This is a genomic window from Mesorhizobium sp. P2_D1, from assembly GCF_056404455.1.
On the sequence record NZ_JBFUDZ010000044.1, the window covers coordinates 1 to 25,308 of the forward strand.

Consider the following 25,308-nt stretch of genomic DNA (forward strand, 5'->3'; position numbering starts at 1 on the left):
GCGGTAATCGTGAGAACACCGTTCTGGATATTGAACGGCTTGACGGAACTCGTCGGGGCATAGTTGGCATCGATATACCATTGAAGCTCGCCGTTGCCGGTGAGCGAGCTGCCGTTGGCGCCTCCCCACCAGAAGTTCGTGTTCCAGGTGCCACTCGAGCCATTCCGCAGGTTCAGTGTGTTGAACTCGTCCGCGAAGGTGAGTTGCAGATGCGACCTGTCCAAGGCGAGATCGAACTGGCTCGCGGCGAACTGGTCGATCGTCTTGTTGGCGAAGACGAGAAACTCGTTGCCGGATAGATCAAGTCGGACATTCGCTCCCGACTGGACCATATTGGCGTGCACCTGGTCGAAGGAGGTGAAGCCGTAGCTCCCGACGCGCACCGTATCGTCGGCGCTGAAGTCCAGGATCAGGTCACTGCCGTTGCCGGGGGCGACGATGAAAATGTCCGCCCCGGAGCCGCCCTTGAGAACGTCGTCACCCTTCAAACCGTCGAGCGTCTGTTGGCCGGAGCCGCCGGTGATGATGTTGTTCAGCTCGTTTCCGAAGGCATAGTGCTTGTCGCCGGTGACCGTCAGGTTCTCGAAATGCGCCGGGAGCCTGTAGTTCATCCAGGTCGAGATGGTGTCGACACCCTCGTTGGCCAGCTCGACCGCCTTGTTCTTCGTGGAATACAGATAGTAGATATCATCGCCCTTGCCGCCATACATCGTGACGCTGACGTTGCCGTCGCCATAGAGCGAGTCGTTGTAGATGCTGCCGTAAAGCGCCGGGCCGGAATTCGTGGCCGAGTACCATTTTGTCGAGGATCCGCTGTAGGGGAGTGGAACGCCATAGGCGTTCAGGACGGTGGTCATTGTGGTCTTGCTCCTCGACTCGATGCCAGCCCCAGCATCTATGGAGGGCACGAGAAGCCAATGTCTTTTTTGGTCTTCGACTTAGGAGGGTTACCGAAAGCTTAACGCCAACTCACTGCTGTTCCGCAAACGCCCGATCACCATCTCAAACCCATAAAAATCCTGCCCGCCGGATCGAGTTGCCGCCGTACGTGGCTCACACCACGCGTCTCGGCACGGCGCCCTCGCCTGCTCTAGGTATTCAGGATGGAATTCCTGTATCCTTGGACGTCTTGAAGGCGATTTGCGATCACCTTGCCGACCGCCTCCGGGCTGTGCACTTGAGCCATGTAGGTCCGGGCGCGCTCGCCGACCGCGGTGACGGCCTCAATATTGTCCGCAAGTTGCGCCATCACCCGAGCGGCCTCATCTATGTCTGGATCGGCCCATTTTTGCCCCTCGATGAAATAGGGATATTGATCGGGCTCCACGCCGATCAATCGGTATGGAATGGGAAAACCAGTCTGCGCGCTGACAAAGTCCTTGCTTCCGGAAAAGTCCGTTGCAATGACCGCCTTGCCCATCGCCATGGCTTCGGCAATTCCCAATCCAAAACCCTCCGAGCGATGCAACGAAATGAAGACATCGCATGATTTCGTCAGGCAATAGGTTTCGGCTCGAGTCAGAATTTCGTCAATCAAGACAACCCGCTTGTCTGTTTGCGCCAGGCCCCGAATTGAATTCAGAATTGCTCGTTTGTGCGGGCTATTGCCCATTGTCTTGATGATCAAGGAAACCCGCCGATCGCGGTCCTGTCCGAACGCGCGAAGATAGGCTTGCAAGACGGCGTCCGGGTTCTTTCGGTCCGGGTAGGACGAAAAATCGAACGCAAACAGGAATGCCGTGGAATCTTTTGGAATCTGGAAGCGTTCCCGGTTCGCCTCGATGTTGGGCGGAACGGAAATAGCCACTGGAACGTGCACGACGGGACGGTCCGTACCGGCTATGAAAGCGTCGCGGACAAAGGCCGTCGGGGCCCAAATCTCGTCCACATGCTGCAAGCTGGTCAGCCATTGCGGATGGATCAGAGGCAGTTCCCAGAAAGGCCGGACGATATTGTATCTGTTGTGCAGAACACCGACGCCGACGCCCTGAATGGTTGACCCCAGCATGTCGGCGTTTACGCAGAAAACGTTCACCATTTTGGACGGCCGAGCAGCGATGCGGTGCGTCAGGGCTCTGTCCCTGTGCGACGAAAGAACCTGCTCGTCAAAATTCGTGACATCGTAATTGATGCCCGCGCTCTCAATCGATCGGGCGAGCGAACGCATGGCTTCACCGACGCCCGTCTCTGAAAAAGGGTAACCGATGAGGGATAGACCAGGCGCTAGCGTAGCCTGGGTTGTCGTATCGAAATTCGTGGGCCAGGCACGCCTGAACATCAGATCGAGAAATTGTTTTCGCCTGGCCGGCGGCACCATTCTGTAGAGCCAGCGAATGTGAGGTTGGGCTCTTACGAGAGTTCGATAAGCACGACGCGCGACACGCGTTGCAATCATCGAGGCTTGTTTGGCGGAAACGTCCGCCACCGCGTTTGGGCCGGTCTTCGCAGATCCAAGTTGGCTCATTCTTTCAGCGACCGTTTTCGTGAACCTGGGAGGGATTCCGGCCGACGTCGCGCCGCCGGACATATACCAGTCGGCATAGTTGATCTGGGATCGCCCCTCCTGGAGGGGGAAGTAAGATTGTAGATCGCGCCTCGTCGTCCACAGTGCGTGCGCAAGCTGCGTGACCACGCCACCGGGGTTGGGCCTGATGTCAGCTGGACGGTCGAGATTGTCGGGCATCAAGGTGAAGGGATCGCCCTCGAAAGGTTCGAGTTTCTCGCGATAGACAATTCGCGCCAGGCTCGGAATGTCGGTGCCGTCGGAAAACGTCCCGAAGCCATAAGGCACTGCAGAAAACCTGCTTGCCCCATAGGCCTCCAACTGGTCGTGATAATCGGCCAACAGGTTTTCCAACTCCTTGGTCGACGTTGGCTTCCACCGCTGCTGGTGCTTTGACAGGACACTCTGGTCGCCGGGAGTGATCCCGCTGAAATGAAAGAAGGCGAGTGGCGAGCCGTTGACCTCGTATCRTTCACTCGTCTTTTTGATCGTGCGGGTATCGAGGTTCCAGTACGCCACGTTGTAAGCTGGATCGCGCAAGATGTGCGTGCCCGAGCAATAGGCCGGCCACAGGTCCATGAACTTCTGGTCGACGAAAATCCCGTCGCTCAGGCGATTGGCGACACACTCGTTTCGCAGGCGCGTCTCCCACCATTCCAGCAAGGCTGACGTCTCGTCCGTCCTGGCCAGGGCCAGAAATCCCAGATTGTAAATCCCCGCTTGCATGAAGGTCAGGTCGTTTGGGCCTTCGGGATGGAGGTTGGGAGCCAGCGCATGCGGCGTCAGGACGGACGTCGCGCCCTCATCGAACGCCTGCAAGATCTCGTCGAAACGGCGATAGGCAAGGATGTCCGGATCCAGGTAAATGACGCGGTCAAAACCCTCGGCGAAAAGCCGCCGGAATACAGTCGGCTTGATCGCCGTGTTGAGCTCCATGACGTCGTAACGAAAACTGAAGGCGCGACGATCGGGCAGATCGAGATCGTCGAAGAAAACATGAGCGTCGAACTCGGGAAAGGCGTCCTTTTCCAAGTCTTGCCGGCGTGTGTCAGCGATGGCAAGTATGCAGGAGAAGTCTGGATGGTGGCGAGCAAACGAAGACGCAAGCGCCCGGGAATAGTGGAGATAATTCCAGGACGAAATCGTAAAAAACGCATTCCTCATGCTTAGCCCGAATCTTCCTTTGCCTTCGCGTCAAAACGTTGCCATAGCGCACGTCAAGGGCAATCCACAATCGCAAGGGACAGGCTGTGGCAAATAAGACTGCGCTGATAACGGGCATCACCGGGCAGGATGGCGCCTACCTGTCAAAGCTGCTCCTTGACAAGGGATACCGTGTGGTCGGCTCCATGCGCCGTACGTCCGGCATCGGCACATGGCGCCTGCAAGATCTGCAGGTTCTGGACGATATCGAATTCGCGTCGATGGAACTGACCGAAGATTCAAACGTGCGTGCGGTGCTGGAGAAGATCAAGCCCGACGAAATTTACAATCTCGCGGCTCAAAGCTTCGTGGGCGATTCCTTTACACAGCCCATCTACACGACCCAGGTCACCGGGATCGGTGCATTGAGATTGCTTGAAGGCGTCAGGACCGTTGTCCCCACGGCGAAATTCTATCAGGCTTCAACGTCCGAAATGTTCGGAAAAGTGCAAGAGGTTCCGCAGTCCGAAAAAACCGCTTTCTATCCGCGCAGTCCCTACGGCATCGCCAAACTGTTCGCACATTGGACTGTCGTGAACTACCGGGAAGCATACGGGCTGCATTGCTGCAGCGGCATCCTCTTCAATCACGAGTCGCCCTTAAGGGGCGTGGAGTTTCTCCCTCGGAAAGTGACGCTTGGCATGGCCAAATACGCATTGAGGGGCGAAGGGCCGCTGCGGGTCGGAAATCTGGAGGCGAAAAGAGATTGGGGCCACGCCAGGGACTACGTCGACGCGATGTGGAGGATGCTGCAAACGACGACCGTGATGGATTTCGTGGTGGCGACCGGAAGAACGCACACCGTTCGTGATTTTGTCGAAATGGCCGCGAGCGCCTGCGGCATCTCCCTGGACTGGCAAGGAACGGGGCACAACGAGATTGCCATCGACCGAGCCACCGGGAACGTCGTTGTATCCGTCGATCCGGCTTTCTACAGACCATCGGAAGTCGACCTTCTTGTCGGCGACCCTTCTCTTGCGAAAGAAGTGCTGGACTGGAGTCCCACGGTTGGACTGGAGGATCTGGTCGCCGAGATGGTGGAGGTCGATATGCATCGGGTCTCCTCGAACCACGTTTCCGGGTTTTAGGAGACAGGGGGACGCTCTAGTACCCCCATAGCCCAACCAGATCGCGACCGGTCAGGTCGCTGGCCATGGAAACTTCGGTCGCGAACAGCTTTTTCAGATCGCCTGCAACGTCGTCGGCGATTTCCGTTTCGAAGCCTTCCGCGCGATTGTCCCAGTACTTCTGGCTCACCCTGACGCCGAGGAATTGCTGCAATTGCTGCTCCCATGCTCCCTTCTCGCGGACCGGGTGCGGGCGGATCAGGTCCTCATAGATCAAGACCAGTATTTGGTTGCGCGGAAAGGATTGATAATAACGGCGCAGATGCCTGCCGTAGAAAGAATGTTCGATGTTCATGGATGCAGAATACCAGGAATTATCCTGCGCCCTATGACTGGCGAACCCAATCAAGCCATTCCTGATATACGAATTTATGTCCAGGCTTAGTTCCGGCCCCAGCGATGCGTCGATCTTTCCCTTCATGTGCCGGTACTGCGAGATCACACGGCTGACCGGCTCTCTCAGAGTCGCTATGATTTTTGCTTCCGGATTGTAAGACCTTATGCGCTCCGCCACCTGCGCGCTTGAGAGATAGACGGGCGAAATGTCGGCGAGATAGCGGTGGTYGACCGCCGCTTCAGCGAAGTGCGTATCGTATCGGGCCTCGGTGACGTCATCGTCGATACCGAAGCCGTTGATTTCCTTCTCCTCGGGGACAAAGACGTCTCGCGTGGCGCCGAGCATCCTCGCAAGGCTGCTGGTGGCAGTCCGTGGCGCGCCGATACCAATCAGATTTGCCCGCCCCGACGTGGGCGTCTTCAACGCTGGCAATGTTGCCTCCCGGCAACGCCGGCGACCAGGCTTGGCTTCAACATTCCTAATGTTCCTGTTGACGCGCCATGGCGATCATTGTCGAGCACCGCGCGCGCCACTATGAGCTTCGATGGAAAGTCTGATGGGGAAAATTATTGGTGACCGCGGCAATTACGGCCCACGTCCATAGCCAGGCAATTTCAACGCCGGCTTTCCGGCGCATTCGCGCTCGCGATGTCGCAATGGCGCTGCTGCTTGGGCTCCTCTCCCTGTTGGTCTACAACGCAAATATGCGGTCGATCACAGCGGCGGACAGCTATGCGGCGCGCTACCTGCCCTTTTCAATCTGGCAGAATCACAGCCTGACCTTGAATCCAATTCTAACCACGGTGGCTCAAGGACGAAAGCCTCCGGCAACGCCAGAGAAGGATGGCACTGCTCATTGGATCCTGAAGGTTGGGGGAGACCGATATGTATCAAAATTTCCCATTGTCGTTCCTGTCATCCTCTCCCCGTTCTATCTGCCGGCAGCCATTTATCTGAACCGCCATGGTGGCGATCCGCTGCTGTTCGACCAAGTCGCCCGGATCATGGAAAAGCTTTGCGCTTCTTCGCTGGCGGCGGCGTCCGTCGGTTTGCTCTATTTGCTCCTGCGGCGGCGAACCGATGAAGGGTTGGCCGCCATTCTGAGCCTGCTTTACGCATTTGGCACGACGACATGGGTGATCAGCAGCCAGGCCCTCTGGATGCATGGGCTCGCCCAGCTGTTGGTCGTGGCCACGATGCTTTTGCTCACGGGACCGGGCACGGCATTGCGGGTCGTTCTCGCAGGGCTGCTTTGTGGGCTTATCGCGGCCAACCGCCAGCCCGATGCCATATTGGCGGCAGGTCTGGGTATTTATGGCCTGTGGTGGGCTGGCCGGATGAGACCGTTTTTCGTCTTGTCGGGCATGGTCCCGGTCGCTTTGACCCTGGCCTATAATCTCATGATCGTCGGCAACATCGCGGGGGCTTATGCGCTGCATGTTCGGCCCGGTGATTTCAACCACGACATAGTGGGCGGCATCGCAGGCCTTCTTATCAGTCCGACCAGAGGGCTCTTCGTCTTCTCGCCGTTTCTGCTGTTCGTTCCCATTTTTTGTCGTCGCGTCGTGCTCGAGCGCTCAGGACGAGGGCTGACGATAGCCATTGGCTGCGCCATGATCGTGCAAGTGTCGTTCTACGCCATGATCGATTGGCGGCAGGGCATCTCTTGGGGCCCCCGGTGGCTCACCGACATGCTGCCCATGCTGATGTGGATGCTGCCACCTGTCGTGAAGGCCCTGTCCCGGAACGGGCGTGTGGCATTCGGACTTGCATCGCTCGTGGCGATCTCGATCCAGACGATCGGCGCCTTCTGGTATACCGGCATCGCCGACACGCCCATCGTCACCGCTCACGGACCGGGCAGAATGCAACCTGCCTGGGACGCCCACAACGCAGCGTTTGTCGCCGAACTCCGTCACCCGCATGTCCAGGCCGACCTGATCGTCGATCTGCATGGCAACATCGATGCGGTGAATGTCTTGCCTGCCGGTCAAGGCACCGGCGGCGCAGCAGGCAGGCAGCTTGAGGTCCTCGGATGGGCGCTCACCAACAACCACTCCCCCAGCGACGTCGCCGTGCTTATCGATGGCCAATGGGGCGCCGCAACGCAGGAATTCTTTGCCAGGACCGATGTCGAGAAGGCGATGGGCCAGGCGAGCCCGGCTGGCTGGCGCGTTACCATTCCAATCGACCAGGTAGGCCCGGGTGAGCATCTGTTGGCGGTGCTGGTGCGCGCCACGGAGGGCGGCGAGCCGCGTCTCATGAAGCAGACCTCCTTCGTCCTGGCGCCGGACAATGAGGCGCTTGAGCATGTGACGGATCTTCCAAGTGCGGCGCGGCGCGCCCGGCAAATGCTCGCAAGTCATCAGCACGCCGGCGGCTATTGGCTGACCTCCTATACGAGCGCGACGCGATTTGAGCAGCCGCGCCAGGAAATGAACACCTATCTCAACGCCGTCATGCTTGATGTCGCCGGCCCCGTGGCCGAAACCGCAGGCGCAAGCGACATGCTTGCAAGGACGCGCCAGTTCCTGGCCGCTCAGATCGAGCCGAGCGGCCTCGTTCGATATCACGGTCGACCAGATGCGCCGACGATCGGCACTCTTGGCTGCGCCATCACGCCCGATTCCGATGACACCGCCCTGGCTTGGCGGGTCGCGCCGAGCGAAAAGAGCGCACTGCTGCAACCCGCGCTTGCCACGATAACCCAGTTCAGACGGCCTGACGGGCTCTACAAGACCTGGCTTGCGCCACGGGACAAATACCAATGCCTCGATCCCGGACGCGACGCCAATCCGGCGGATGTCGGAATCCAGATGCACATATTCCTGTTTCTCGAACAGGTGGACAAACCGGCCGCGCGATCGCTGTGCGAAGCGCTCTCGAAAAAAGCGGGCGACGACGACATCTGGGTCTACTACGCCGGTGCGCCGCTCATGATAAATCTGCGGTTGGCGGACCTGGAGAAGGCCGGCTGCTTGCCGCAGTTCCCACAGGCGCAACTGCGGACCGACATTCCCGGACAAGAAATCTGGCTGCGCGCCGCCGACCAGCTTCGGCAAATGGACAGCCATGCCGGCTCATATGCTGCCTATCAACGCACGGCCGAACTGCTGACCGATATTGCTGCGGATGACTTTTCCTTGATGAGCGATACGCCTCCGCTCCTGTATCACAATGACCTTACAGCGACCGTGAAACGATTCTATTGGTCGCAAGATTTCGGATATGCGCTGTGGTTGCGGCTCTATTTCGAGAACGAACGTATGCTATCAAAGCTTCCTTGTGGTTCCGGCGGCCCGGAACAAAAATGTGGTGAGAAGTGACGCAAATCGCGAGCGACACAGTCGGTCAAACTCGCCCCCGGGCGACACAGCTGTCCCGTTGGCTTTCTTGCATCCGTTTCGATGAAGTCGCGGCGCTTCAGGCCACTCCGATCATCGGTGCGGTCCTTTCGATCGGAGCGCTGTCAGCGAGCCACGCGCTGACCGTAGCCATTTTGATAGCCGGCAACCTGTGCCTGATGGCTCATGTGTTTGTCCTCAACGACTGGTCGGGAATCGACGGAGATCTCAAAGACCCGGACCGAGCCAGCCGAACATTCGCGGCAAAAGGTCTGACACGCAGGGAAGTCGGCTATCTTGCCGGCTCATTGCTGGCGATCAGTCTGCTCCTGTTTGGGCTGATAAATACGAGGGCACTCGTTGTTGCAATAACGGTAGCTGGGCTAAGCGCCTTGTATTCCAGCCCGACCCTGCATCTGAAGGGTGCGCCGCTCTTCAGCTCGGCCCTGCATTTTATCGGCGGTTGCATGCATTTCCTGCTCGGCTATGCGGCTTTTGGCGCGATCAACGCACAGGGCCTCGTCGTGAGTTGTTTCGTTGGGCTGGTATTCACCGCCGGTCATTTCACGCATGAGGCGCGCGACTATGACGTCGACTTGCTCAACGGCATACGGACGAACGCCGTGGCGTTTGGCAAGACCAGGAGTTTTGTCGCAGGCCTCGTGCTTTTTATCTCGGCATATGCGCTCATGGTCGCGCTGGCCGTGCTCGGATTGGTTCCGTTCGCCCTCGTCTTTGCCGCCGCATTCATTCCGGTACATCTGTGGGCTTCGCGCCGCGCCATGCTGGCCGGCCTGACGTCCGAGAGCCTCTATCGACTGCAACGGTGTTACCGCGCGCTCTTCGCCACCATTGGCATCGTTATGATCGCGATGGTCGCTTTGTCCTAGCCGGCAGTGTCGGGTTCCACACAACAGGCGACTTTCCGGCCTCGAGGTTCCATGCTTTCCGTAATCGTACCGGTCTTCAACGAAGCAGTCACATTGCCGCACGTGTTGGCGATGGTGAGCACAGCACTTCCCGCCGTGACGAAGGAAATCATCATCGTGGATGACGGCTCCTCCGACGGCACCCGTGAGTGGCTCAAGGCCAATTTTCCGACCGGTTCTCGCTGCGCCACGTCCCTGACCGTCGACATCGACGGAGGTCTGGTCTTCACCGAGGAACCGGAGATTGCCCGGGTCACCGTGCGCGTGTTCCATCACAACAGAAACAGCGGAAAAGGTGCCGCGCTGCAGACCGGGCTGGCGGCCGTTGAGGGCGACGTCATCGTCATCCAGGACGCGGACCTTGAATACGATCCTGCGGATTGGACCGTTATGTATGACCTTATCGTCAGGCGAAAAGTTGCAGATGTCGTCTACGGCTCACGCTTCTATGGCCGGCCTCATCGCTCGCTCTATTTCCACCATTATCTGGCCAATCGCTTCATCTCCCTGGTGTTCAATCTTCTCTACAACCAGACGCTGACGGACATCGAGTGCTGCTACAAGATGTTCACGCGAGACGTCATGAGCCGGCTTCGTCTGACCTGCAACGACTTTGGTTGTGAAATTCAGCTCAGCGCCCAGATCGCGCTTGCCGGCCGCTGGCGGATCTACGAGATCGGCATCAGCTATTTCGGCCGCACCTACGAGGAAGGCAAGAAAATCGGATGGCGCGATGGGGTCAGGGCAATCTGGTATCTCGCCCGCTTCCGGCTCTTTTCCTGAACCACCGACGGCGGCGCACCAAAACATGCGCCGCAAACAGTGAGCTTTTTACCGTCCGCTTTCGACAGCGGAGTTGATTTTTTCCAGCTCTGCCGCAAGCGTCCTGGCATATTCCTGGGTCTCAGCCCGCGACTGTTCGAGGCTTCTCGCATATTCGGTCGCGGCTTTGTTCGCCTCCCGCAACTCGGCCACTGTGTCTTCCAAGGAGCTCGTGTAACGCGCCGCCTCCTCGGTCTGGGCCCGCGACTGTTCTAGGCTTCTGGCGTATTCGGTCGTGGCGTCATTCGCCTCCCGCAGCTGAGCCACCGTCTCTTCAAGGGATCTCGCGTAACGCGCCGCCTCCTCGGCATTTTTCGACCGCTCTTCCAGGGCGACCTGCAAGCTGTGCACATATCGGCCAACCTCGCCCTTCAGGGCATCGCCGCTGGCGGCCTCCTCGGCCTGGGCCCGGGACTGTTCAAGGCTTCTGGCGTATTCGGCCGCGGCCTGGTTCGCCTTCCGCAACTGGGCCAATGTGTCTTCCAGGGAGTTCGCGTAACGCGCTGCCTCCCTGGCATCTTTCGATCGCTCTTCCAGGGCGACCTGCAAGCTTTGTACATATCGACCGACCTCGCCCTTCACGGCATTGCTGTTGGCGGCGATGATCGCCTGGGCGGTGCTTCGCTCGAGTTCGATTTTTTCCAGATGCTCGATGCCAATCGTCACCAGGCTTGATGGAAATTCGCCTTCCTGCCGCCTGATCCAGTCGGCGCTTCCCACGGCCACAACGGCCAGCGACACGCCGTCGAAAGTCAGTCCCGTCTGCTTTGCCACGGCGCTGGCATGGCCAAGGCCATCCCGGTCCTGAAAAAGAATGACGTCGAAGTGCTTGGCGCGGAGGTGTCTCAACAACTGGATCGTTGAAGCCAGAAAGGGCGGCTGGTCCAGCGGGCCGTCTGCGTCGAGATGTTCGATGTCGAAGGAATGGTTTTCGGCAAAGGCCGCGAAGGCATTCTCGTCCGCCTCGGTAAATGCGCCGATGTCGACGATGGAAACGTCGATGCCGGCGGCTATGGCGGCGCCAACCGCGGCTCTCGCCGCGCCGTCACCCTGGACAGGCTTCCAAAACAGGTCGCCGACAAGGCATATTTTTCGCTTGCCCGCGCCCCGACGCATGACGCGTAGGCGGCCTGACGATCGCGGCGGCGCAGGCGGATGCTGAATGCCGGCATAGACATCGTCGAATGACTGCTTCACCGCGCCGAAAACGGCCGGATCAGGCACGCGGCCTTCGGCAGCGCCACGCAGTTCGGAAAAGATCGGCGCGATCCATGCAGACCACACGCCCTGACGGCAATCCAGATCCTCGGGTTCTTGATGGTGCCGCAGTTCCCGCGACAGAAAGCCATTGATCTCGGCAGCGGCATCCGGGATGGATCTTGGCCACGCGATCTTGAGTTCATCGCCGAGGCGGCGGGCCACCGACCTCCAGTCGTCCAGCAACGTCGAATAGTCGCAGAACGCCCTGTCGACGTCGCGCGTGTGTTCCTCGGCGGCCAGATTGTACCGCAACCACAGCAGGCCTCCCCGCTCCAGAGGCCAGGATTGCCAGTCACCTGCGAGGCTCTGTCGCTTCGCCAGCGAAAGCGCGACTTCCATGGGATTGCGCGAGATGACGACCGCGACGCACCGTATTTCCAGTTTGGCCAGCGCGGCGCGCCACAAGGGAAAAAGGAGCGAGATCCGCGGATCCTTCAGCACGAAGAGCGGATCGTCGCCATATTCATCGACGATCAGATCTTTCAACCTGTCGATGAAGGCTTGTGCCGCGGGCCGTTGCAGCCATTCGCTCGACGGTCCCTGGACATCGTTTACGGGCGATTCCGCCAGATCCAGGATCTGGTCGTTGAGGCGCACGGCGGCTTCCGGCTCCCAATGGCCGATCTCGTTGCCCAGACCCGCTGGGTTGAGGTTGCGCGGCAGGGAGGCACCGAGAAGGCTGAGCATGCGCGCCAGCGCGGACGTGCCGCTGCGGTGCATCCCGACGACAACTATGGCGGTTCTGCTGGTCATAAGAGTTCCAAGGATACTCGTCCGGCACCTAAAGGCGATCGAACCCTACGGAGGGACGGCGCCATGCGCTCCCGATTGCTGTCGGGGACATCAGTTGAACTGTTGGCAACGATGGACCCCGCATGCATAGTCGCCGCCTGGCGCACATAACCGGCATATGATGTTCGGGGCAAATTTTGTCTCCTGATAGAAGCAGGACTTGGATTGGAGATTAGAGAGATGCACTCCCGAGCACCAGTGACCTCCGGTGACCGAGACAGAGCCCGGTCGATCGTTTCAAACGTACCGCATTGGCACCACAAATTTGAAGTGTACCCCGGCGTGGTCACGCCGGGCTCTTACGATCCCCAGTTCCTGCTCGAAAAACTGCGATTGCCTAAAGATATGACCGGCCTGCAGGTGTTGGACATAGGCCCGTCGGACGGCTTTTTTTCGATGAACATGGCTCGCCGCGGAGCACAGGTAACGGTGGTCGATTATCGGGCCAAGAATGGCCATGGATTCGAAGCCATGGAGCAACTTACCGGTTTGGAATTCGACTACAGGCAGATGAACCTGTATGACATCCCCGGCTCCGATATTGGGGAGTTCGATATCGTCCTGTTTCTAGGCGTTCTTTATCATCTGCCCGACATGATGCGCGCGCTGAACATCGTTGCGCAGCTGTGCCGGAGCCGCCTGCTTGTTGAAACGCAGTTCGAACCTGAGTTGATGCCCGGCGTCGCGGTTGCGCAGTACTACGAAGCTGGGACACTTGCCGGCGACATCACCAATTTCTGGGTCCCCAACAGGGAATGCCTTTTTGCCATGTTGCGCGACGTCGGCTTTCAAATCGATCGTGACGAGAGCTGGGGCAAACGCCTTCTGGTGGACGCGTCATCAACCACCATGGCAAGGACGAAGATGGGCCTTGCCTACGGGCTCGTACCCACCTGAGGGATCGGCAGCCAACATCGATCAGTGCGGCCGCATTGACCTCCCACAGGCGACCCTGAAGTCATTTATCGTTTGTCGTCCGCTTCCAAATGTGTAGCAGCCACCTGCTACCAGCGACCAGAACTCTGGTGCTAAATGTTATCGATGGCGAACCTCACCGAGGCGGTGTAGGCTCACCTCAAAAGAAGAAGAAGTGAGCCGTACCCTCGGCCAAGCCCGAGCGAATCTGGGAGGATTCATGGTTGAGATCATCTCCAAGCGGGATGGCCCGCGGCGCGAGGACGTCCAGGTCAAAAGGCTGATCGAGCAGAACCGCTCGACCATCGTTCGCCTTGCCGACCAGATTAGCGGCGGCGGCTATTCAGCTTCCAGGCAGCCACGCCAGCAACCCAAGGCGGAAGGCCTGATCATCCATGTCGGCGGCAGCGCGGCAACCGCCTCCGAAGCGAGCCCGTCCATCCGTGTCACCATGAACGGCCGCGTGATCTCCAAGGATCAGAACACCGGCCGCCAGCTTCATCATATCGGCGACATCCGCAACCGGGACGGAGACCAGATCTTCGTCCTGGCAACGAAGCAGAACGGCTTTTTCTCGCCCGTCGACGAAACCATCGCCCAGGTCCTTGCCGAGCTCGATGGATCCCGGCTCACCGCTACCTACACCGAAGACCAGCTTGCCGCCGACATCGGTGCCAAACTCGGCATCGACTGACGACCGGCGTTCGGGCGTCCCCTGCACGTCCAATCCGCGACAGCATACAGAAATGGCATACCTCAAAGGTACTGTGATGGCTGAATGAGACACGCGAACGGCCCCGATCAGATGAAGACCGATGCACTTCCGGCGCGCGCTTCAATGGCCACCGGACAATTGATCCTGGACAACATCGACTATGACGAGCGCGCCACCATGCGCGCCTGGGAGAGTTTTCTTTCCGACGAGCCTACTTGCGCCCGCGATCCGGTCCACGTCCGCTCGCTGATCCACGATTCCTGGTACCGCAGCGCCACCGGCGGCATCAATGCGCAGGGCATCGAAGCGCCGCTGAACAGCGATCGGAACGAGATCGAGTATCTGACCCGCGCCAATGCCGAACTGCTCTCGGCGGCGAGGCGGTCATTCGCGTCGCTTGGCCAGTTGCTGGACGGAACGGGAGCGATGCTGGTGCTTGCCGACAGCGATGGCGTGCTGATCGACGCCATCGGCGACAAGAAGACACTGCATGACGGCATGGACATCCATCTGGCCGTCGGCGGCAAATGGAACGAGGATGCCGTTGGAACCAACGGCATTGGGACCGCGCTGTGGACCGGCGAACCGATTTTCGTTCACGCGGCCGAACATTTCTGTGCCGGCATCAAATCCTGGACCTGCGCCGGCGCGCCGATCCGCGATCCCCTGGACGGCAAGATCATCGGCGTTGTCGACCTGTCGGGCTATTCGCCGATCTTCCGGCCGCATAACACGGCGCTCGTCGCCGCCACCGCCAGGCAAATCGAAAAGGCTCTCGCCGAACAGCAGCAGGAGCAGCGCACACGCCTGCTCGAGGCGTTTATTTCCTCGGCACCCAGCTACCGCCGGAAAGACGGGTTGGTCATCGTCGATCATCGTGGCCGCGCGATCTTCTGCAACAACGTGCCCAACGGTGACGCGACGGAGATGATGGACGGCCCAATGGAGCCGGGCCGCGGACGTTGGCTCATGAACCTGCCGGCCTCCGGCTCGGAGACCGATCTTGCCAACGCGCTGCCGGCGCACCTGCGATCCTGCCATGTCACGCCGCTGAAGCTGGATGGCGACCTTCGTGGCGCGGCTCTGGTGTTTCCCTCCGTACCGGCCGTCTCCAGCATGACGGTGATGCGTCGGGAGGGGGACAAACACCTGCGGGCAGCCGCGGCGATGATCATCGGCGAAAGCGAAAAATTGCTGGCCGCCGTCGATGTCGCTTCCCGGGTGGCCGGATCGAACGGTGTCACGTCGCTGCTGATAGAAGGCGAAACCGGTGTCGGCAAAGAGCTGTTTGCGCGGCTTGTCCATGCCGGCAGCCGGCGCACCGAAAACGACCCGTTCATCGCCATGAACTGTGGCGCAATCACCAAGGAGCTGTTCGGCAGCGAATTGTTCGGTCACGTGGGCGGAGCCTTTACCGGAGCTTCGCGGGACGGCAAGCCGGGCATCTTCGAACTCGCCAATGGCGGTGTGCTCAGCCTTGACGAAATCGGCGAGTTGCCGCTCGAAATCCAGCCCTTCCTGTTGCGTGTCCTTGAGGAGCGCGTGGTTCACCGCATCGGCGACTCGAGGGGCCGGCCGGTGGACGTGCGACTGGTCGCCTCGACCAATCGCGATCTCAAGCAGGAAGTCGCGGCCGGACGCTTCCGCAGCGATCTCTATTACCGCATCGGCGCGGTCTCGATTCATGTGCCCGCCCTGCGTGAGCGCGGCGACGACGTGCTCTTGCTGGTCGAGCATTTCAATCGCCAGATCGCAAAACTGGCGGGCACTGATCCCCTGGAGTTTTCAAATGAAGCACTCGACGCGCTGCTGGCCTATCGCTGGCCGGGAAATGTGCGCGAATTGAAGAACATGGTCGAGCGCCTGCACATACTGGCGCGCGACGGCACGATCGGACTCCAGGACCTTCCCGAAGAAATCAGTGCGGGCAACCGCAACGCAATGGTCATGCACAGCGACCATCCCACGACCATGCTCGAAGCACCCGTGTGTACATTCGAGGATGGAGAACGCCAGGCGATCAAGAATGCGCTTGTCGCGGAGGGCGGCAATCTCAGCAAGGTCGCGCTGAGGCTCGGCATTTCACGGCCGACGCTTTATCGCAAACTCGGCCAATACGGCATCCGGCGCGGTTTCCTCTAAAGCGCGTCGCGGGTCACTTTTGGGCGACATGCACTAGATCCAATCATCGGCAAAAAACCCGCGGCATTCGCGCCGCGGGTCGGGGAAAGTTCGGCGACCGAAATCGCCTTCAGGGAACGATGACACCACGGCCGGTGAATCGGCGGTTCTTGAAATCGTCGAGCGCTGTGTTGATGCTGGCGAGATTGTATTCGGTGTAGTGCATTTTCACCTTGCCGTCGGCGTTGAGCTCCATCAGTTCGACAAGCTCGGTGAAATTGCCGACCAGGCTGCCGCCGATGTTGATCTCCTCGATGACGAGATGCGCGGTCGGTACGTTGATGTTGCCGCCATAGCCGACGACGAACAGTTGCCCGCCCTTGCGCACCATCTTCCAGCAGATGTTCTCGACACCGAGTTCACCGACGAAATCGATCACCACATGCGCGCCGCCGCCGGTGATCTGGCTGACTTCCTCGACAATGTTTGGGCCGCCATCGAGGACGAAGTCGGCGCCAAGGTCCTTGGCCAGCACCCGCGCTGCAGGTTCGCGATCGACGGCGATGATGCGGCAACCCGAAATCGCGTGCAGCGATTGCAGAGCGATATGGCCAAGCCCGCCTATGCCGAGGAGCACGCAGTAACTCCCCGGCCGCAGCAGTTTTGCGGCGCGCTTGGCGGCGCGGTAGGCGGTGATGCCGGCATCGGCCAGCGGCGCCACCTCAATCGGCGTGATGTTGGCATTCAGCTTGATCAGCGAGCGTTCGCTGGTGATGAAATATTCGGCGAAGCCACCATTCATGCCAAGGCCGGGGAACTGGCCGTTGTCGCAGTACATGTCCTCGCCATGGCGGCAGTTGAGGCAGATGCCGCATGAGCGGAAGGGGTGGCAGATCACCGCGTCGCCGCGCTTGACCGATCGGACGCCGCTGCCGACCTCCTCGACCCAGCCGGCATTTTCGTGACCCATGATATAGGGCAACAGCGTGCCTTCAGGGTCCATCGTTGGCTTCCACACCCCTTCGATGATATGCAAATCGGTGCGGCAAAGGCCCGCGGCGCCGACCCGCACGATCACCTCGTCGGGCGCGGTGATCGTCGGCGCCTTGACCTCCTCGATCTTGAGCCGAACATTCATCTTCGGGTCGTATTCGTAGAGTCTGGCAGCTTTCATCGTCGTGTCCTTTCAACGTCGAAATCGTTGCGTTGCAATGTTGCTTCAGGCGCGGCCGAGTTTTTCCGAGCCGCCGCCACGCGCCGGTCCGGCCGTCGGATCCTCATCCTCGGCGAGATCGCCAATCAGCGTTTCGGTGGTCAGGATCAGCGTCGCCACGGAAGCAGCGTTGGCGAGCGCGGTGTAGGTGACGCGGACCGGATCGATGATGCCTGCCTCGAACATGTTCTGATACGCGCCGGTCGAGGCGTTGTAGCCATAGCCGCCATTGATGCGGGTGACCTCGACCACCACCGCTTCGGGATCGGCGCCGGCATTGGCGGCGATGCGCCACAGCGGCCGCGACAGGACCGAGCGCACTAGGCGCACGCCCTCGGCGACATCGCCATCGACGCCGATCGCGACCTTGTCGAGCAACGGCGCGATCTGCGCGAGCGCCGAACCACCGCCGGCGACGACGCCCTCCTCGGACGCGGCGCGCACCGCATTCAAGGAATCCTCGATCAGCTGGATGGTCCGCTTCTGCTCGACCGGCGTGACACCGCCGGCGTAAAGGATCGCGGTGCCGCCGGAGAGCTTGGCCAGGCGTTCGCGCAGCTTGTCCTGGTCGATGTTGGGCTGGGAGGCTTCATACTGACGCTGCACCTGGGCGCGGCGCGAAGCAATTGCGCCGGGGTCGCCGCCGCCGCGAATGATCGAGGTGTAGGACGAACTGGTCTTCACCCGGTCGGCCGTCCCGAGATCCTCGGCGGTGACGTCCTCGAGCCGGCCGCCGAGATCGCGGGCGATCACCCTGCCGCCGGTGATGATGGCCAGATCCTCCATCATCGCCTTGCGCCAATGGCCATATTCCGGCGGATGGACGACGAGGTACCGTCCCGGTCCCTGCTTGCCGAGCAGCGTCACCACCACTTCCGGCGACATTTCCTCGGACACGACCAGCAGCGGCCGGCCATCCGCGTCGGCAATGCGGCGCACCGCATCGAGCTGCCCGGGCTCCTTGATCTTGAGGTCGGTCATCAGGATGTAGGGCCGTTCGAGCACCGCCTCCATCTTCTCCTGGTCGGTCACCATGTGATGCGAGAGGTAGCCGCGTTCGAAGGACATGCCCTCGACGACATCGAGCGTGGTCTCGGTGGTGACGCTGAAATCGGTGGTAATGACGCCTTCGGCGCCCACCCGCTGATGGGCTTCCGCCACCAGCGCGCCAAGCTTGGTGTTGGTCGCCGCGATATTGGCGACCGAGGCCAGGATGCCGTTGCCCTTGGCCGGTTTGGCGGAAGCCTTGAGCGCCGCCACCACCGCCGCCACGGCAAGGTCGATACCCCTGCACAGATCGACGGATTTCACCCCGCGCTCATTCGCCTCGACGCCGCCCTGGATCAGTGCATTGGCCAGAACGATGGCCGTCGTGGTGCCGTCGCCGGCGATCTCGTTGGTCTGCATCGACACCTCGCGGACGACCTGCGCGCCCATGTTTTCGAAACGGTCGTGCAGTTCGATCTCGGAGGCGATGCTGACACCGTCGCGGGTCACCATCGGCGTGCCGATCGGCCGGTCGATCATGGCGTTCATGCCTTTGGGGCCGAGCGTCGGCTCCACGGCGGCGGCGAGCCGGAAGACGCCACGGGCGAGAGCACGGCGGGCCTCGGAATTGTGAAGCATTATCTTGGGCATGATTCCTCCTTCCGCCTTACGGGCGGGTTGTTGGTTGGGGGCCTCGTGCGAGGGAGGCCGTTGCTGTCAGCTCTGCTTCAGGCGGTCGGTGCGGTCCTGGCCGGCACGCGATCCAGAATGAAATCGACCAGCGTCGGTTCGCCGTCGACCACATCCAGTTCCTTGTATCTCGTCTGCTTGAGCCCCCGGCACAGCGCGCCGTTGAACTCCATGTTGATGCGCACACCGCGCAGCTCGGCGAGATGAGCACCGAGTGCGCCAGGCGGTATGGGCTGCCCTTCCCAGGTCACGAAGACGGGATCGTCCGTCCGGCGATCGGGGAACCGCTCGAGCAGAGCCGCCCTGTATCTCGGCTTCTGCTTGGCCGCCTCGCCGGGCTCGAACCGCGCGACGTCGTATCCCGGCAGGTCCATGCCGAGGATTTCCCGATCGGTCAGACCGTGCTGCCGCAGGCCGCGCAAAACCGCCTCCTGGCGCCGCTTGAACGCCTTCATCCTGAAGGTCTCGCGCAAGCCGCCAAGATCCTGATCCTCGGCAAGCACGGCAAAGATGTCGCCGAATGTCTTGCCGGCTTCCATGCCGCGATTGACCTCCTCCGCGAACATGTGGTCGTGCAGCTTGACGCGATAGGAAGGCCCCCAGGAGAGCTGGTCGAGCGCCTTGCGAACGCCGTCCAGCATCAGGAACGCGAAGTTGGGCGAACACCAGTAGGTCGGCAGGCGGAAGTCGACCTCGGCACTGCCGTCGCCCATCACCTCTGCCCGCTCGACGAAGCCCATCTCGGTGATGGCTTCGTCGAGTTCCGGGTCGTTGACCTCATCAAGGCGCCGCCAGAGTTCCTTCTCGCGGCTGGCGGAAACGCTGGCGGTTGCCATGGCTCCTACTCCGCAGCGATGCTGAAGGGCGTGCTGGCCAGCGCCTTCTTCTTGGCTTCGATATCGATGTTGTAAAGACGCGCGGCGTTGAGGCCGAGGATCTTCTCCTTGATCTCGTCGGTCAGCTGCACGCCCCGTTCGGCGGCGATGTCCTGCGGGATCTGATAGGCCCAGAATTTGTCGACCAGCCAGCGCGGCGTCCAGATCGCGTAGTCGGAACCGAACAGGATTTTCTCCGGCCCGAGCCAGAACAAGAGCTCGGCAATGACTTCGCCGAAATAGCGCGGGCGCGCATGGATGAACGGCAACGCAACCGCCAAGCCGCCATAGACGTTGGTTTCCTGCGTCGCGATCCAGCAGAAATCGTCGAGGCGCGGCAGGCCGCAATGCTCGACAATCCAGTTGAGGTTCTGGAAATCCGTCGCCGCGTGGTCGACGTCATGGACGTCGAAGGCGTCCTTCGAGAGCGGGATGATCGTCGGGCCCTTGTGGACGTGGATGTTCCTGATGCCGAGCTTGTCGCAGAGTTCGAAGCATTTGTAGGCATCGGGATCGGTGAGCTTCCAGCCCTTGGAAGCGCCGTTCCATTCGGCCGTGTACATCTTCACGCCCTTGACGTTGTAGGTCTCCTTGAGGAAGTGGATGTATTCAAGCGCCTTCTCGCCGTCGCGCGGATCGAAGGCGCCGTTGACGATGAAACGCTCGGGATAGCGCTTGGCCACCTCGGCGTTGCGCTCGATCGTGTTGAAGCCGTTCTTGTAGAAGTCCTTGAGATAGGTCGACTGGACGATCGCCACATCGTCGGGACCGTCGATGAACAGGTCGCGATAGAGATCGTCGGCGCTGTACTTCTCGAACTTGCTCTTCTCCCACAGCTGGTCCTTCGGGCTCAAGCCCGTGTGATAGGCATAGAAGCACTCGATGAACTGCTTGCCGTGGATATTCTTCTGGTTCTCCGGGCTGCCGTCCCAGAAATGAGTGTGGCCGTCGACCACGAAAATGTCCTTGCCTTCCGGTGTCCTGTACATTGTTGCCTCCGCAGCAATCGCGTTGATCGGTTCGGCGCGCCGCACTCGCGCGGCGCGCCGGATTTTCGTGGCGGCTATTCGATGTATTCGAACATCTCGTCCATGTTGCCGAACAGGATCACGGTGTTGTCGTCGACGCGAACCATGCGGCCGTAGTGGGTGGAGGTGTTGACCTCGAAGGTCTCGGCCGAAATCTCGCGGCCGAGATATTCGCCGATCGCGTCCATCTTGAAGATCAGCTTGCCGTCGCCGTCGATGCGGATCAGCGCCGGCTGGTAGGTGATGGTCACCCCCGGCTTCTGGCCCATGAATTCGGCGATGGCGCGAGCCTCGACCGAGTCGTTCATGGTGACGCCGCACTGATGCGAAATCGTCTGCTCGAAGGTGATGTCCTTCATCGACTTGAAGATGTTGGAATGGGTTGCGTCGCGTGCTGCTAGTGACATGACAAGTTCTCCTGTTTCAGCGCTTGAGGCCGAGTTCGCCGAGGATCTGGCCAATCCGCTCCTCGGATTTGGCGCGGACATCCGCGAACGCAACCGGCTTGGAATGCGGCATCGACCAGATCGGCTGCAGGCCGGTGGCTGCCTTGTCGGCGAGCGCGCCGTGTTTCTTGACCCAGCCCTGGAAGAGTTTCTTGTTCGCCGCGCCATGCTTCTCGTCGTTGGCGAGCATGTGGATGAGGTCGATCGTGTTGGCGAGGTTGCGCTCGTAGTCGGCCTCGGCGGCCGAAATCACCGCCGGGGTGATGAAGTCGTGGTTGGCGGCGGCGATCTGCATCAGGAAGCCGGAGCGGAACACTTCGCCCACCAGCGGCTCGAAGACGATGTTGATGGCGAAATACTGTTCGAGATAGTCGGTCGCGCCCATGATGGTCTCGACCGCTTCGCGCGTGCCCTGCCAGTTCTTGTCCTCGAGCCAGGCCTTCTTGCCGAGTTCGTCGTCCCAGCCGGGAAGGTCCATGCCGATCTCGGCAAGGTAGAGCGTGATGTCCTGGGCAAGCCTGAGCTTGTAGGACGAGTTGGTCAGCGTCGCGTTGTTGATCATCTGGGTGTAGCCGTAGCGCTGCGCCTGCATCAGCGAGGTGCCGAGCCCGAATTCGGCGTGTTTCCAGGCGCCGAGCTGCGTCTGCAGGATCTTGACCCAGGCCTTGTCGAAGGTCTTCGGGGCGCCCGATTTGCGGGCATTGTTGATGACGCTCTGCACCATCGTCTCGATCTTCGACTGGCGCTGGTAGTGCGTGCGCTCCCATTCCTGGTCGGGGGCGCGGAAGGCATGCCAGTTGGAACTCTGCGCGGCGGTGTTCTGCTTGACATAGGCGCCCTTGCCGTCGGCGAAGGAGATGATCCAGTCCTGGATCAGGTAGCGCTCCGGATCAGGCTGAACGTCGACCGTCATGTCCTCGTAGTGGGTGGCGCGCTGGCCTTTCGGGTCGAAATACCGGTATTTCCGGCTATCTGAATCGGCGAAGATCGCCGCGCCGGCGGCTCCGGATCCGACTGAACTCGAGGTTGCAGGCATAGTCTCTCTCCCTTGTTGCAGTTGTGGTTGGCTTGGCACGGCCGCCCTCAATGGGCCGGCGTTGCGCCTGCCGATGTGGTGAACTTGTCGAAGAAGATCCGCTCCGTTTCGAACCCGTTCATGAACAGGACCGGCTGCAGCGCATCGATCATTGGCGGCGGGCCGCAGGCATGGACATCGCCCTGCCCGTCGACCGCCAGTTGCTTGAGCTTGGCGTCGACGCTTTGGTGCACGAAGCCGCGTTCGCCCTGCCATTCGGCGTCGTCGTTCGCGTGCGACAGCACGGGAATGAAGGTGACGTCGGAATGATTGCCGACCAGCTCGGCGATCCTGTCGAGATAGAACAGGTCGTTGCGGGTGCGGGCGCCGTAGAAGAAATAGACCGGACGCTTCTCGCCGCTCTTCAGGTGGTCGTTGAGGATCGACCAGATCGGCGACATGCCCGATCCGGCGCCGACCAGGATCAAGGGTCCTTGCCGTTCGTCGCGGCGGAAACAGGTTCCGTAGGGTCCGACGACGGTGACTTCGGCTCCGGCCCTGATGCCTCCGGAATCGAGTTCTCCCGAAAACTTTCCCTCAGGGTATTTTTTGATGATGAAGGAGAGTTTTTGGGTTTGGTCCGGCGTATTTGCCATGGAGAACGAGCGCGTAATCGTCTCCCCTTTTTGCGTGGTAACCGTGATGTCGACATATTGCCCCGCCCAAAACTTCATCGGGGAGCCGAGTTCGATTTCGATGCCGCGAATGTCGTGGGTCAGCTGCTCGATGCGAGCAATCCGGCCCTTGTACGTTTTCACGGCGATCGCTTTCGCCAGAATCTCCTCGTCGTAGTTGAGAAGCTCGACTTCCAGGTCGGAGTAGGCGATGCAACGGCACAACAGGACGTGCCCGCTCTCCTTCTCCATGTCGTTCAGTGCGAAGGTCGAGTATTTCAGCATGTCGACCTCGCCTTCGAGCAACACGCTTTTGCAGGCCGAGCATTGCCCTTCCTTGCAGCCGTGCGGCAGGGCGATGCCCTGGCGGAATGCGGCGTTGAGCACCGTCTCGCCATTCTCGACCTCGAATTCGACGTCGACTGGGCTGAGCCTGACCGTGTGGGTTTCCGACATACGGACCTCCAGTGAAAGGTAGGGGCGGGACGAACCCGCCCCCCCCTTTGGCCTGATCAGTTGCAGGGATTGATCGTGAAGCCGGCCCGGTATTCCGCCAGGTGCTTCTCACGGTCCGCGGGCGACATGGCACGCAGCGCGTTGAGCGGCGACCCGAGYGTGTTGCCGCGCACATCGTCGAGCGTCCACATCTCCTTGTCGTCGAAGCGCAGATGCGGCTGCGGAACCAGCGTCTTGCCGTCGGAGCGGACGAAGTTCAGGTCCTTGATGGCATCGGCCAGATCCCAGCCGTCATAGAGCGTCTCCCACTCGCGCTTGCCGCTGAAGCGGCCCATCGCGGGTGTCGGACGGCCCTGATACTCGTCGGCGAAGGCGACCGTGGCGGTCCAGCGATCGAGCTCGTGTGCGAAGGTGTAGAGTTCGCCGTTGATCTCGCCGACCACCATGTCCTCGCGGATCAGGCAGGGAACGAGGCAGGACCAGCAGCGGTGCGGATAGACGTAGCCGACGTCGCTGTTGAACAGCAGCACCTTCTCGCCCTTGTGGCTGAGCTTGGCGTACCATTTCCAGAAGTCGCCGAACTCGGCGTACCAGCCGGGATATTTGTGCTCGAACCACTCGAAGTCCTTGTCGGTCTGGGCTTCGATGCGCCAGAAATTGACCGGCCAGCCGACCGCGAAGAACTGCCCGACCTTGTGGACGTAGTTCTTCTTGGTGATGCGTTCCCAGGCGGCCTGGACGTCGTCGTGATGGACCTTGATGCCGTATTTCTCGAGCGGCAGCATGTAGGTGCGGTAGTAGTCCTCATAGATCCAGCGGTGCCACATTTCCGCGTAAGACTCCTTGTTCTTGTCGCGGTTGGTGGTGCCGTATTCGATGAAGGTGCCGATGGCGGCATCGACGATCGCGTGGTTCTGCCAGAAGGCGTAGCGCAGGTCGCGCTCGAGCAGCAGGTGGTTTTCCGGTTCCTTGAGCGCCGCCATCAGCAGCGAATGGCCGTTGCCGATATGCCGGCTCTCGTCCGATTGCACCGACAGGAAGACGGTCGGCAGCGCATAGTCACCGTTGCGGGCGGCTTCCGAAGGCATGGCAACGAACAGCGTGTTGGTGAAGGCGGTTTCGGCCACCACGGTCAGGTACATGCAGGCGGCGGTCATCGTGTCGCCGGTGATGAAGCCTTCGGCGAACTGGCGGCCGATGGTGGTGGCATAGCACTTTCCGAAGGCTTCCTCGGTGATGTCGAAGCCGGCCGGATCGATGTAGTTCTCCATGTACCATTTCTTCAGGTTCATCTGGATGGTCGAGTGACGGAACTCGTCGATCATCTGCATGGTGAAGCCGGTTCTGAGTTCCTCGCCGGGTGCGATACGGGCGACCATCGCCATCGAGCGGGCGGCGGAGATTTCCGGGAACGGAATGATGGCCAGGAAGAGCTTCATCCACTCGACCCAGCGCGGTTCGACGTTGCGGAACATGTCGCCGCGCAATGCCGCATCGAGCGCGCCATAGACGCGGTTGTCCTTCTCTTCCTGCATCGGGAAGTAGGACCGCAGGACCTGCTTCATCGGATCGCGCGGCGTCTTGTTGATCTTGTAGTCGGTCGGAAATGTCATCGCTTCCTGCACGTAGGAAGGATTCCAGCCGAGATCGGCAATCTTCTTGGTCGCCTCGCCGACGGAAATTCCGCGTTGCGAGGTAATCTTGTTGAGCGTCAGAGACGTCATGGTCATAAGCCTCCACCAGGTTTGGGCCGCGGGTCCCTTGACCCCGGCATGAAGCGGCACAAAGCACCGCCAGTGAGAGTGCGAACGGCACGACAAAGGGTTGCGCATTCAGGCGCGACTCATGGTCCGGCC

18 protein-coding genes and 1 pseudogene are annotated in these 25,308 nt (G+C 60.5%); 7 read left to right on the forward strand and 12 right to left on the reverse strand.

Annotated elements, in window-relative coordinates:
• Together AC1D0I_RS24965 and AC1D0I_RS24970 are read right to left on the reverse strand one after the other, a co-directional pair.
• Positions 1 to 857, reverse strand: a pseudogene (locus tag AC1D0I_RS24965) (1,3-1,4-beta-glycanase); the annotation flags it as partial.
• A gap of 233 nt (positions 858 to 1,090) precedes the next feature.
• On the reverse strand, positions 1,091 to 3,667 hold the full coding sequence (locus AC1D0I_RS24970) for a glycosyltransferase (RefSeq protein ID WP_477398459.1): 2,577 nt from the start codon (positions 3,665 to 3,667) through the stop codon (positions 1,091 to 1,093).
• Between the two features lie 86 nt (positions 3,668 to 3,753).
• On the opposite strand from AC1D0I_RS24970, the gene gmd reads away from it, so the two are divergent.
• Positions 3,754 to 4,794 carry a GDP-mannose 4,6-dehydratase gene (gene gmd, locus AC1D0I_RS24975; protein ID WP_477398461.1) on the forward strand — a complete coding sequence of 347 codons (1,041 nt, stop codon included), beginning with the start codon at positions 3,754 to 3,756 and terminating at the stop codon, positions 4,792 to 4,794.
• Between the two features lie 16 nt (positions 4,795 to 4,810).
• Here gmd and AC1D0I_RS24980 read toward each other — a convergent pair whose 3' ends face one another.
• Entirely contained in the window at positions 4,811 to 5,602 is a 792-nt protein-coding gene (locus AC1D0I_RS24980; RefSeq protein ID WP_477398463.1) for a sulfotransferase family protein, read from the reverse strand.
• Between the two features lie 224 nt (positions 5,603 to 5,826).
• On the opposite strand from AC1D0I_RS24980, the gene AC1D0I_RS24985 reads away from it, so the two are divergent.
• From AC1D0I_RS24985 to AC1D0I_RS24995, 3 genes are read left to right on the forward strand one after another with little or no spacing between them, the layout of a single operon-like run.
• Positions 5,827 to 8,496, forward strand: coding sequence for a hypothetical protein (locus tag AC1D0I_RS24985; RefSeq protein ID WP_477398465.1), 2,670 nt, complete (start codon positions 5,827 to 5,829; stop codon positions 8,494 to 8,496).
• The gene (locus AC1D0I_RS24990) at positions 8,493 to 9,404 is read left to right on the forward strand and encodes a UbiA family prenyltransferase (RefSeq protein ID WP_477398467.1); all 912 of its coding nucleotides are present in this window, start codon (positions 8,493 to 8,495) and stop codon (positions 9,402 to 9,404) included. Before AC1D0I_RS24985 ends, AC1D0I_RS24990 begins: the two co-directional genes overlap by 4 nt.
• Positions 9,405 to 9,455: 51 nt before the next feature.
• Positions 9,456 to 10,226 (forward strand): glycosyltransferase family 2 protein, encoded by a 771-nt coding sequence (locus AC1D0I_RS24995; protein WP_477225805.1) that lies wholly within the window; start codon positions 9,456 to 9,458, stop codon positions 10,224 to 10,226.
• A 48-nt stretch (positions 10,227 to 10,274) separates the two neighbouring features.
• Here AC1D0I_RS24995 and AC1D0I_RS25000 read toward each other — a convergent pair whose 3' ends face one another.
• The gene (locus AC1D0I_RS25000; protein WP_477398469.1) at positions 10,275 to 12,278 is read right to left on the reverse strand and encodes a sulfotransferase family protein; all 2,004 of its coding nucleotides are present in this window, start codon (positions 12,276 to 12,278) and stop codon (positions 10,275 to 10,277) included.
• A gap of 237 nt (positions 12,279 to 12,515) precedes the next feature.
• On the opposite strand from AC1D0I_RS25000, the gene AC1D0I_RS25005 reads away from it, so the two are divergent.
• The 3 genes from AC1D0I_RS25005 to AC1D0I_RS25015 all read left to right on the forward strand — a co-directional run bounded on the left by AC1D0I_RS25005 (position 12,516) and on the right by AC1D0I_RS25015 (position 16,089).
• Positions 12,516 to 13,214 carry a class I SAM-dependent methyltransferase gene (locus AC1D0I_RS25005; protein WP_477398470.1) on the forward strand — a complete coding sequence of 233 codons (699 nt, stop codon included), beginning with the start codon at positions 12,516 to 12,518 and terminating at the stop codon, positions 13,212 to 13,214.
• 238 nt (positions 13,215 to 13,452) lie between these two features.
• Positions 13,453 to 13,926, forward strand: coding sequence for a hypothetical protein (locus tag AC1D0I_RS25010; RefSeq protein ID WP_477301031.1), 474 nt, complete (start codon positions 13,453 to 13,455; stop codon positions 13,924 to 13,926).
• Between the two features lie 84 nt (positions 13,927 to 14,010).
• On the forward strand, positions 14,011 to 16,089 hold the full coding sequence (locus tag AC1D0I_RS25015) for a sigma-54-dependent Fis family transcriptional regulator (protein ID WP_477398472.1): 2,079 nt from the start codon (positions 14,011 to 14,013) through the stop codon (positions 16,087 to 16,089).
• A 109-nt stretch (positions 16,090 to 16,198) separates the two neighbouring features.
• Here the strand turns inward: AC1D0I_RS25015 and AC1D0I_RS25020 are convergent, their stop codons facing one another.
• From AC1D0I_RS25020 to AC1D0I_RS25055, 8 genes are all read right to left on the reverse strand, one after another.
• A complete protein-coding gene (locus AC1D0I_RS25020; RefSeq protein WP_095080707.1) occupies positions 16,199 to 17,242 on the reverse strand; it encodes an NAD(P)-dependent alcohol dehydrogenase in 1,044 nt (347 codons plus the stop codon).
• A 45-nt stretch (positions 17,243 to 17,287) separates the two neighbouring features.
• On the reverse strand, positions 17,288 to 18,919 hold the full coding sequence (gene groEL, locus AC1D0I_RS25025; RefSeq protein WP_477398474.1) for a chaperonin GroEL: 1,632 nt from the start codon (positions 18,917 to 18,919) through the stop codon (positions 17,288 to 17,290).
• Positions 18,920 to 18,996: 77 nt separating this feature from the next.
• On the reverse strand, positions 18,997 to 19,794 hold the full coding sequence (locus AC1D0I_RS25030) for an iron-sulfur cluster assembly protein (RefSeq protein WP_477398476.1): 798 nt from the start codon (positions 19,792 to 19,794) through the stop codon (positions 18,997 to 18,999).
• Positions 19,795 to 19,799: 5 nt separating this feature from the next.
• The gene (locus tag AC1D0I_RS25035) at positions 19,800 to 20,822 is read right to left on the reverse strand and encodes an amidohydrolase family protein (protein WP_477398478.1); all 1,023 of its coding nucleotides are present in this window, start codon (positions 20,820 to 20,822) and stop codon (positions 19,800 to 19,802) included.
• Positions 20,823 to 20,896: 74 nt separating this feature from the next.
• Positions 20,897 to 21,268: an MmoB/DmpM family protein gene (locus AC1D0I_RS25040; RefSeq protein WP_095080699.1), complete on the reverse strand. Its 372-nt coding sequence runs from the start codon at positions 21,266 to 21,268 to the stop codon at positions 20,897 to 20,899.
• Between the two features lie 16 nt (positions 21,269 to 21,284).
• Positions 21,285 to 22,343, reverse strand: a complete 1,059-nt coding sequence (locus AC1D0I_RS25045; protein ID WP_095080697.1) for an aromatic/alkene monooxygenase hydroxylase subunit beta — start codon at positions 22,341 to 22,343, stop codon at positions 21,285 to 21,287.
• Between the two features lie 47 nt (positions 22,344 to 22,390).
• Positions 22,391 to 23,452 (reverse strand): NADH:ubiquinone reductase (Na(+)-transporting) subunit F, encoded by a 1,062-nt coding sequence (locus tag AC1D0I_RS25050; protein WP_095080695.1) that lies wholly within the window; start codon positions 23,450 to 23,452, stop codon positions 22,391 to 22,393.
• Between the two features lie 56 nt (positions 23,453 to 23,508).
• Positions 23,509 to 25,182: an aromatic/alkene/methane monooxygenase hydroxylase/oxygenase subunit alpha gene (locus AC1D0I_RS25055; RefSeq protein WP_202351141.1), complete on the reverse strand. Its 1,674-nt coding sequence runs from the start codon at positions 25,180 to 25,182 to the stop codon at positions 23,509 to 23,511.
• Positions 25,183 to 25,308 lie beyond the last annotated feature (126 nt).

Excerpts from the sequence above, each read along its gene's own strand:
- AC1D0I_RS25020 (WP_095080707.1), bottom strand. The coding sequence starts at position 17,242 with ATGAAAGCTGCCAGACTCTACGAATACGACCCGAAGATGAATGTTCGG.
- AC1D0I_RS25035 (WP_477398478.1), bottom strand. The coding sequence starts at position 20,822 with ATGTACAGGACACCGGAAGGCAAGGACATTTTCGTGGTCGACGGCCAC.
- AC1D0I_RS24985 (WP_477398465.1), top strand. The coding sequence starts at position 5,827 with ATGGCGCTGCTGCTTGGGCTCCTCTCCCTGTTGGTCTACAACGCAAAT.
- AC1D0I_RS25040 (WP_095080699.1), bottom strand. The coding sequence starts at position 21,268 with ATGTCACTAGCAGCACGCGACGCAACCCATTCCAACATCTTCAAGTCG.
- groEL (WP_477398474.1), bottom strand. The coding sequence starts at position 18,919 with ATGCCCAAGATAATGCTTCACAATTCCGAGGCCCGCCGTGCTCTCGCC.
- AC1D0I_RS25045 (WP_095080697.1), bottom strand. The coding sequence starts at position 22,343 with ATGCCTGCAACCTCGAGTTCAGTCGGATCCGGAGCCGCCGGCGCGGCG.
- AC1D0I_RS25015 (WP_477398472.1), top strand. The coding sequence starts at position 14,011 with ATGAGACACGCGAACGGCCCCGATCAGATGAAGACCGATGCACTTCCG.
- AC1D0I_RS25010 (WP_477301031.1), top strand. The coding sequence starts at position 13,453 with ATGGTTGAGATCATCTCCAAGCGGGATGGCCCGCGGCGCGAGGACGTC.
- AC1D0I_RS24995 (WP_477225805.1), top strand. The coding sequence starts at position 9,456 with ATGCTTTCCGTAATCGTACCGGTCTTCAACGAAGCAGTCACATTGCCG.
- AC1D0I_RS25000 (WP_477398469.1), bottom strand. The coding sequence starts at position 12,278 with ATGACCAGCAGAACCGCCATAGTTGTCGTCGGGATGCACCGCAGCGGC.
- AC1D0I_RS25050 (WP_095080695.1), bottom strand. The coding sequence starts at position 23,452 with ATGTCGGAAACCCACACGGTCAGGCTCAGCCCAGTCGACGTCGAATTC.
- AC1D0I_RS25030 (WP_477398476.1), bottom strand. The coding sequence starts at position 19,794 with ATGGCAACCGCCAGCGTTTCCGCCAGCCGCGAGAAGGAACTCTGGCGG.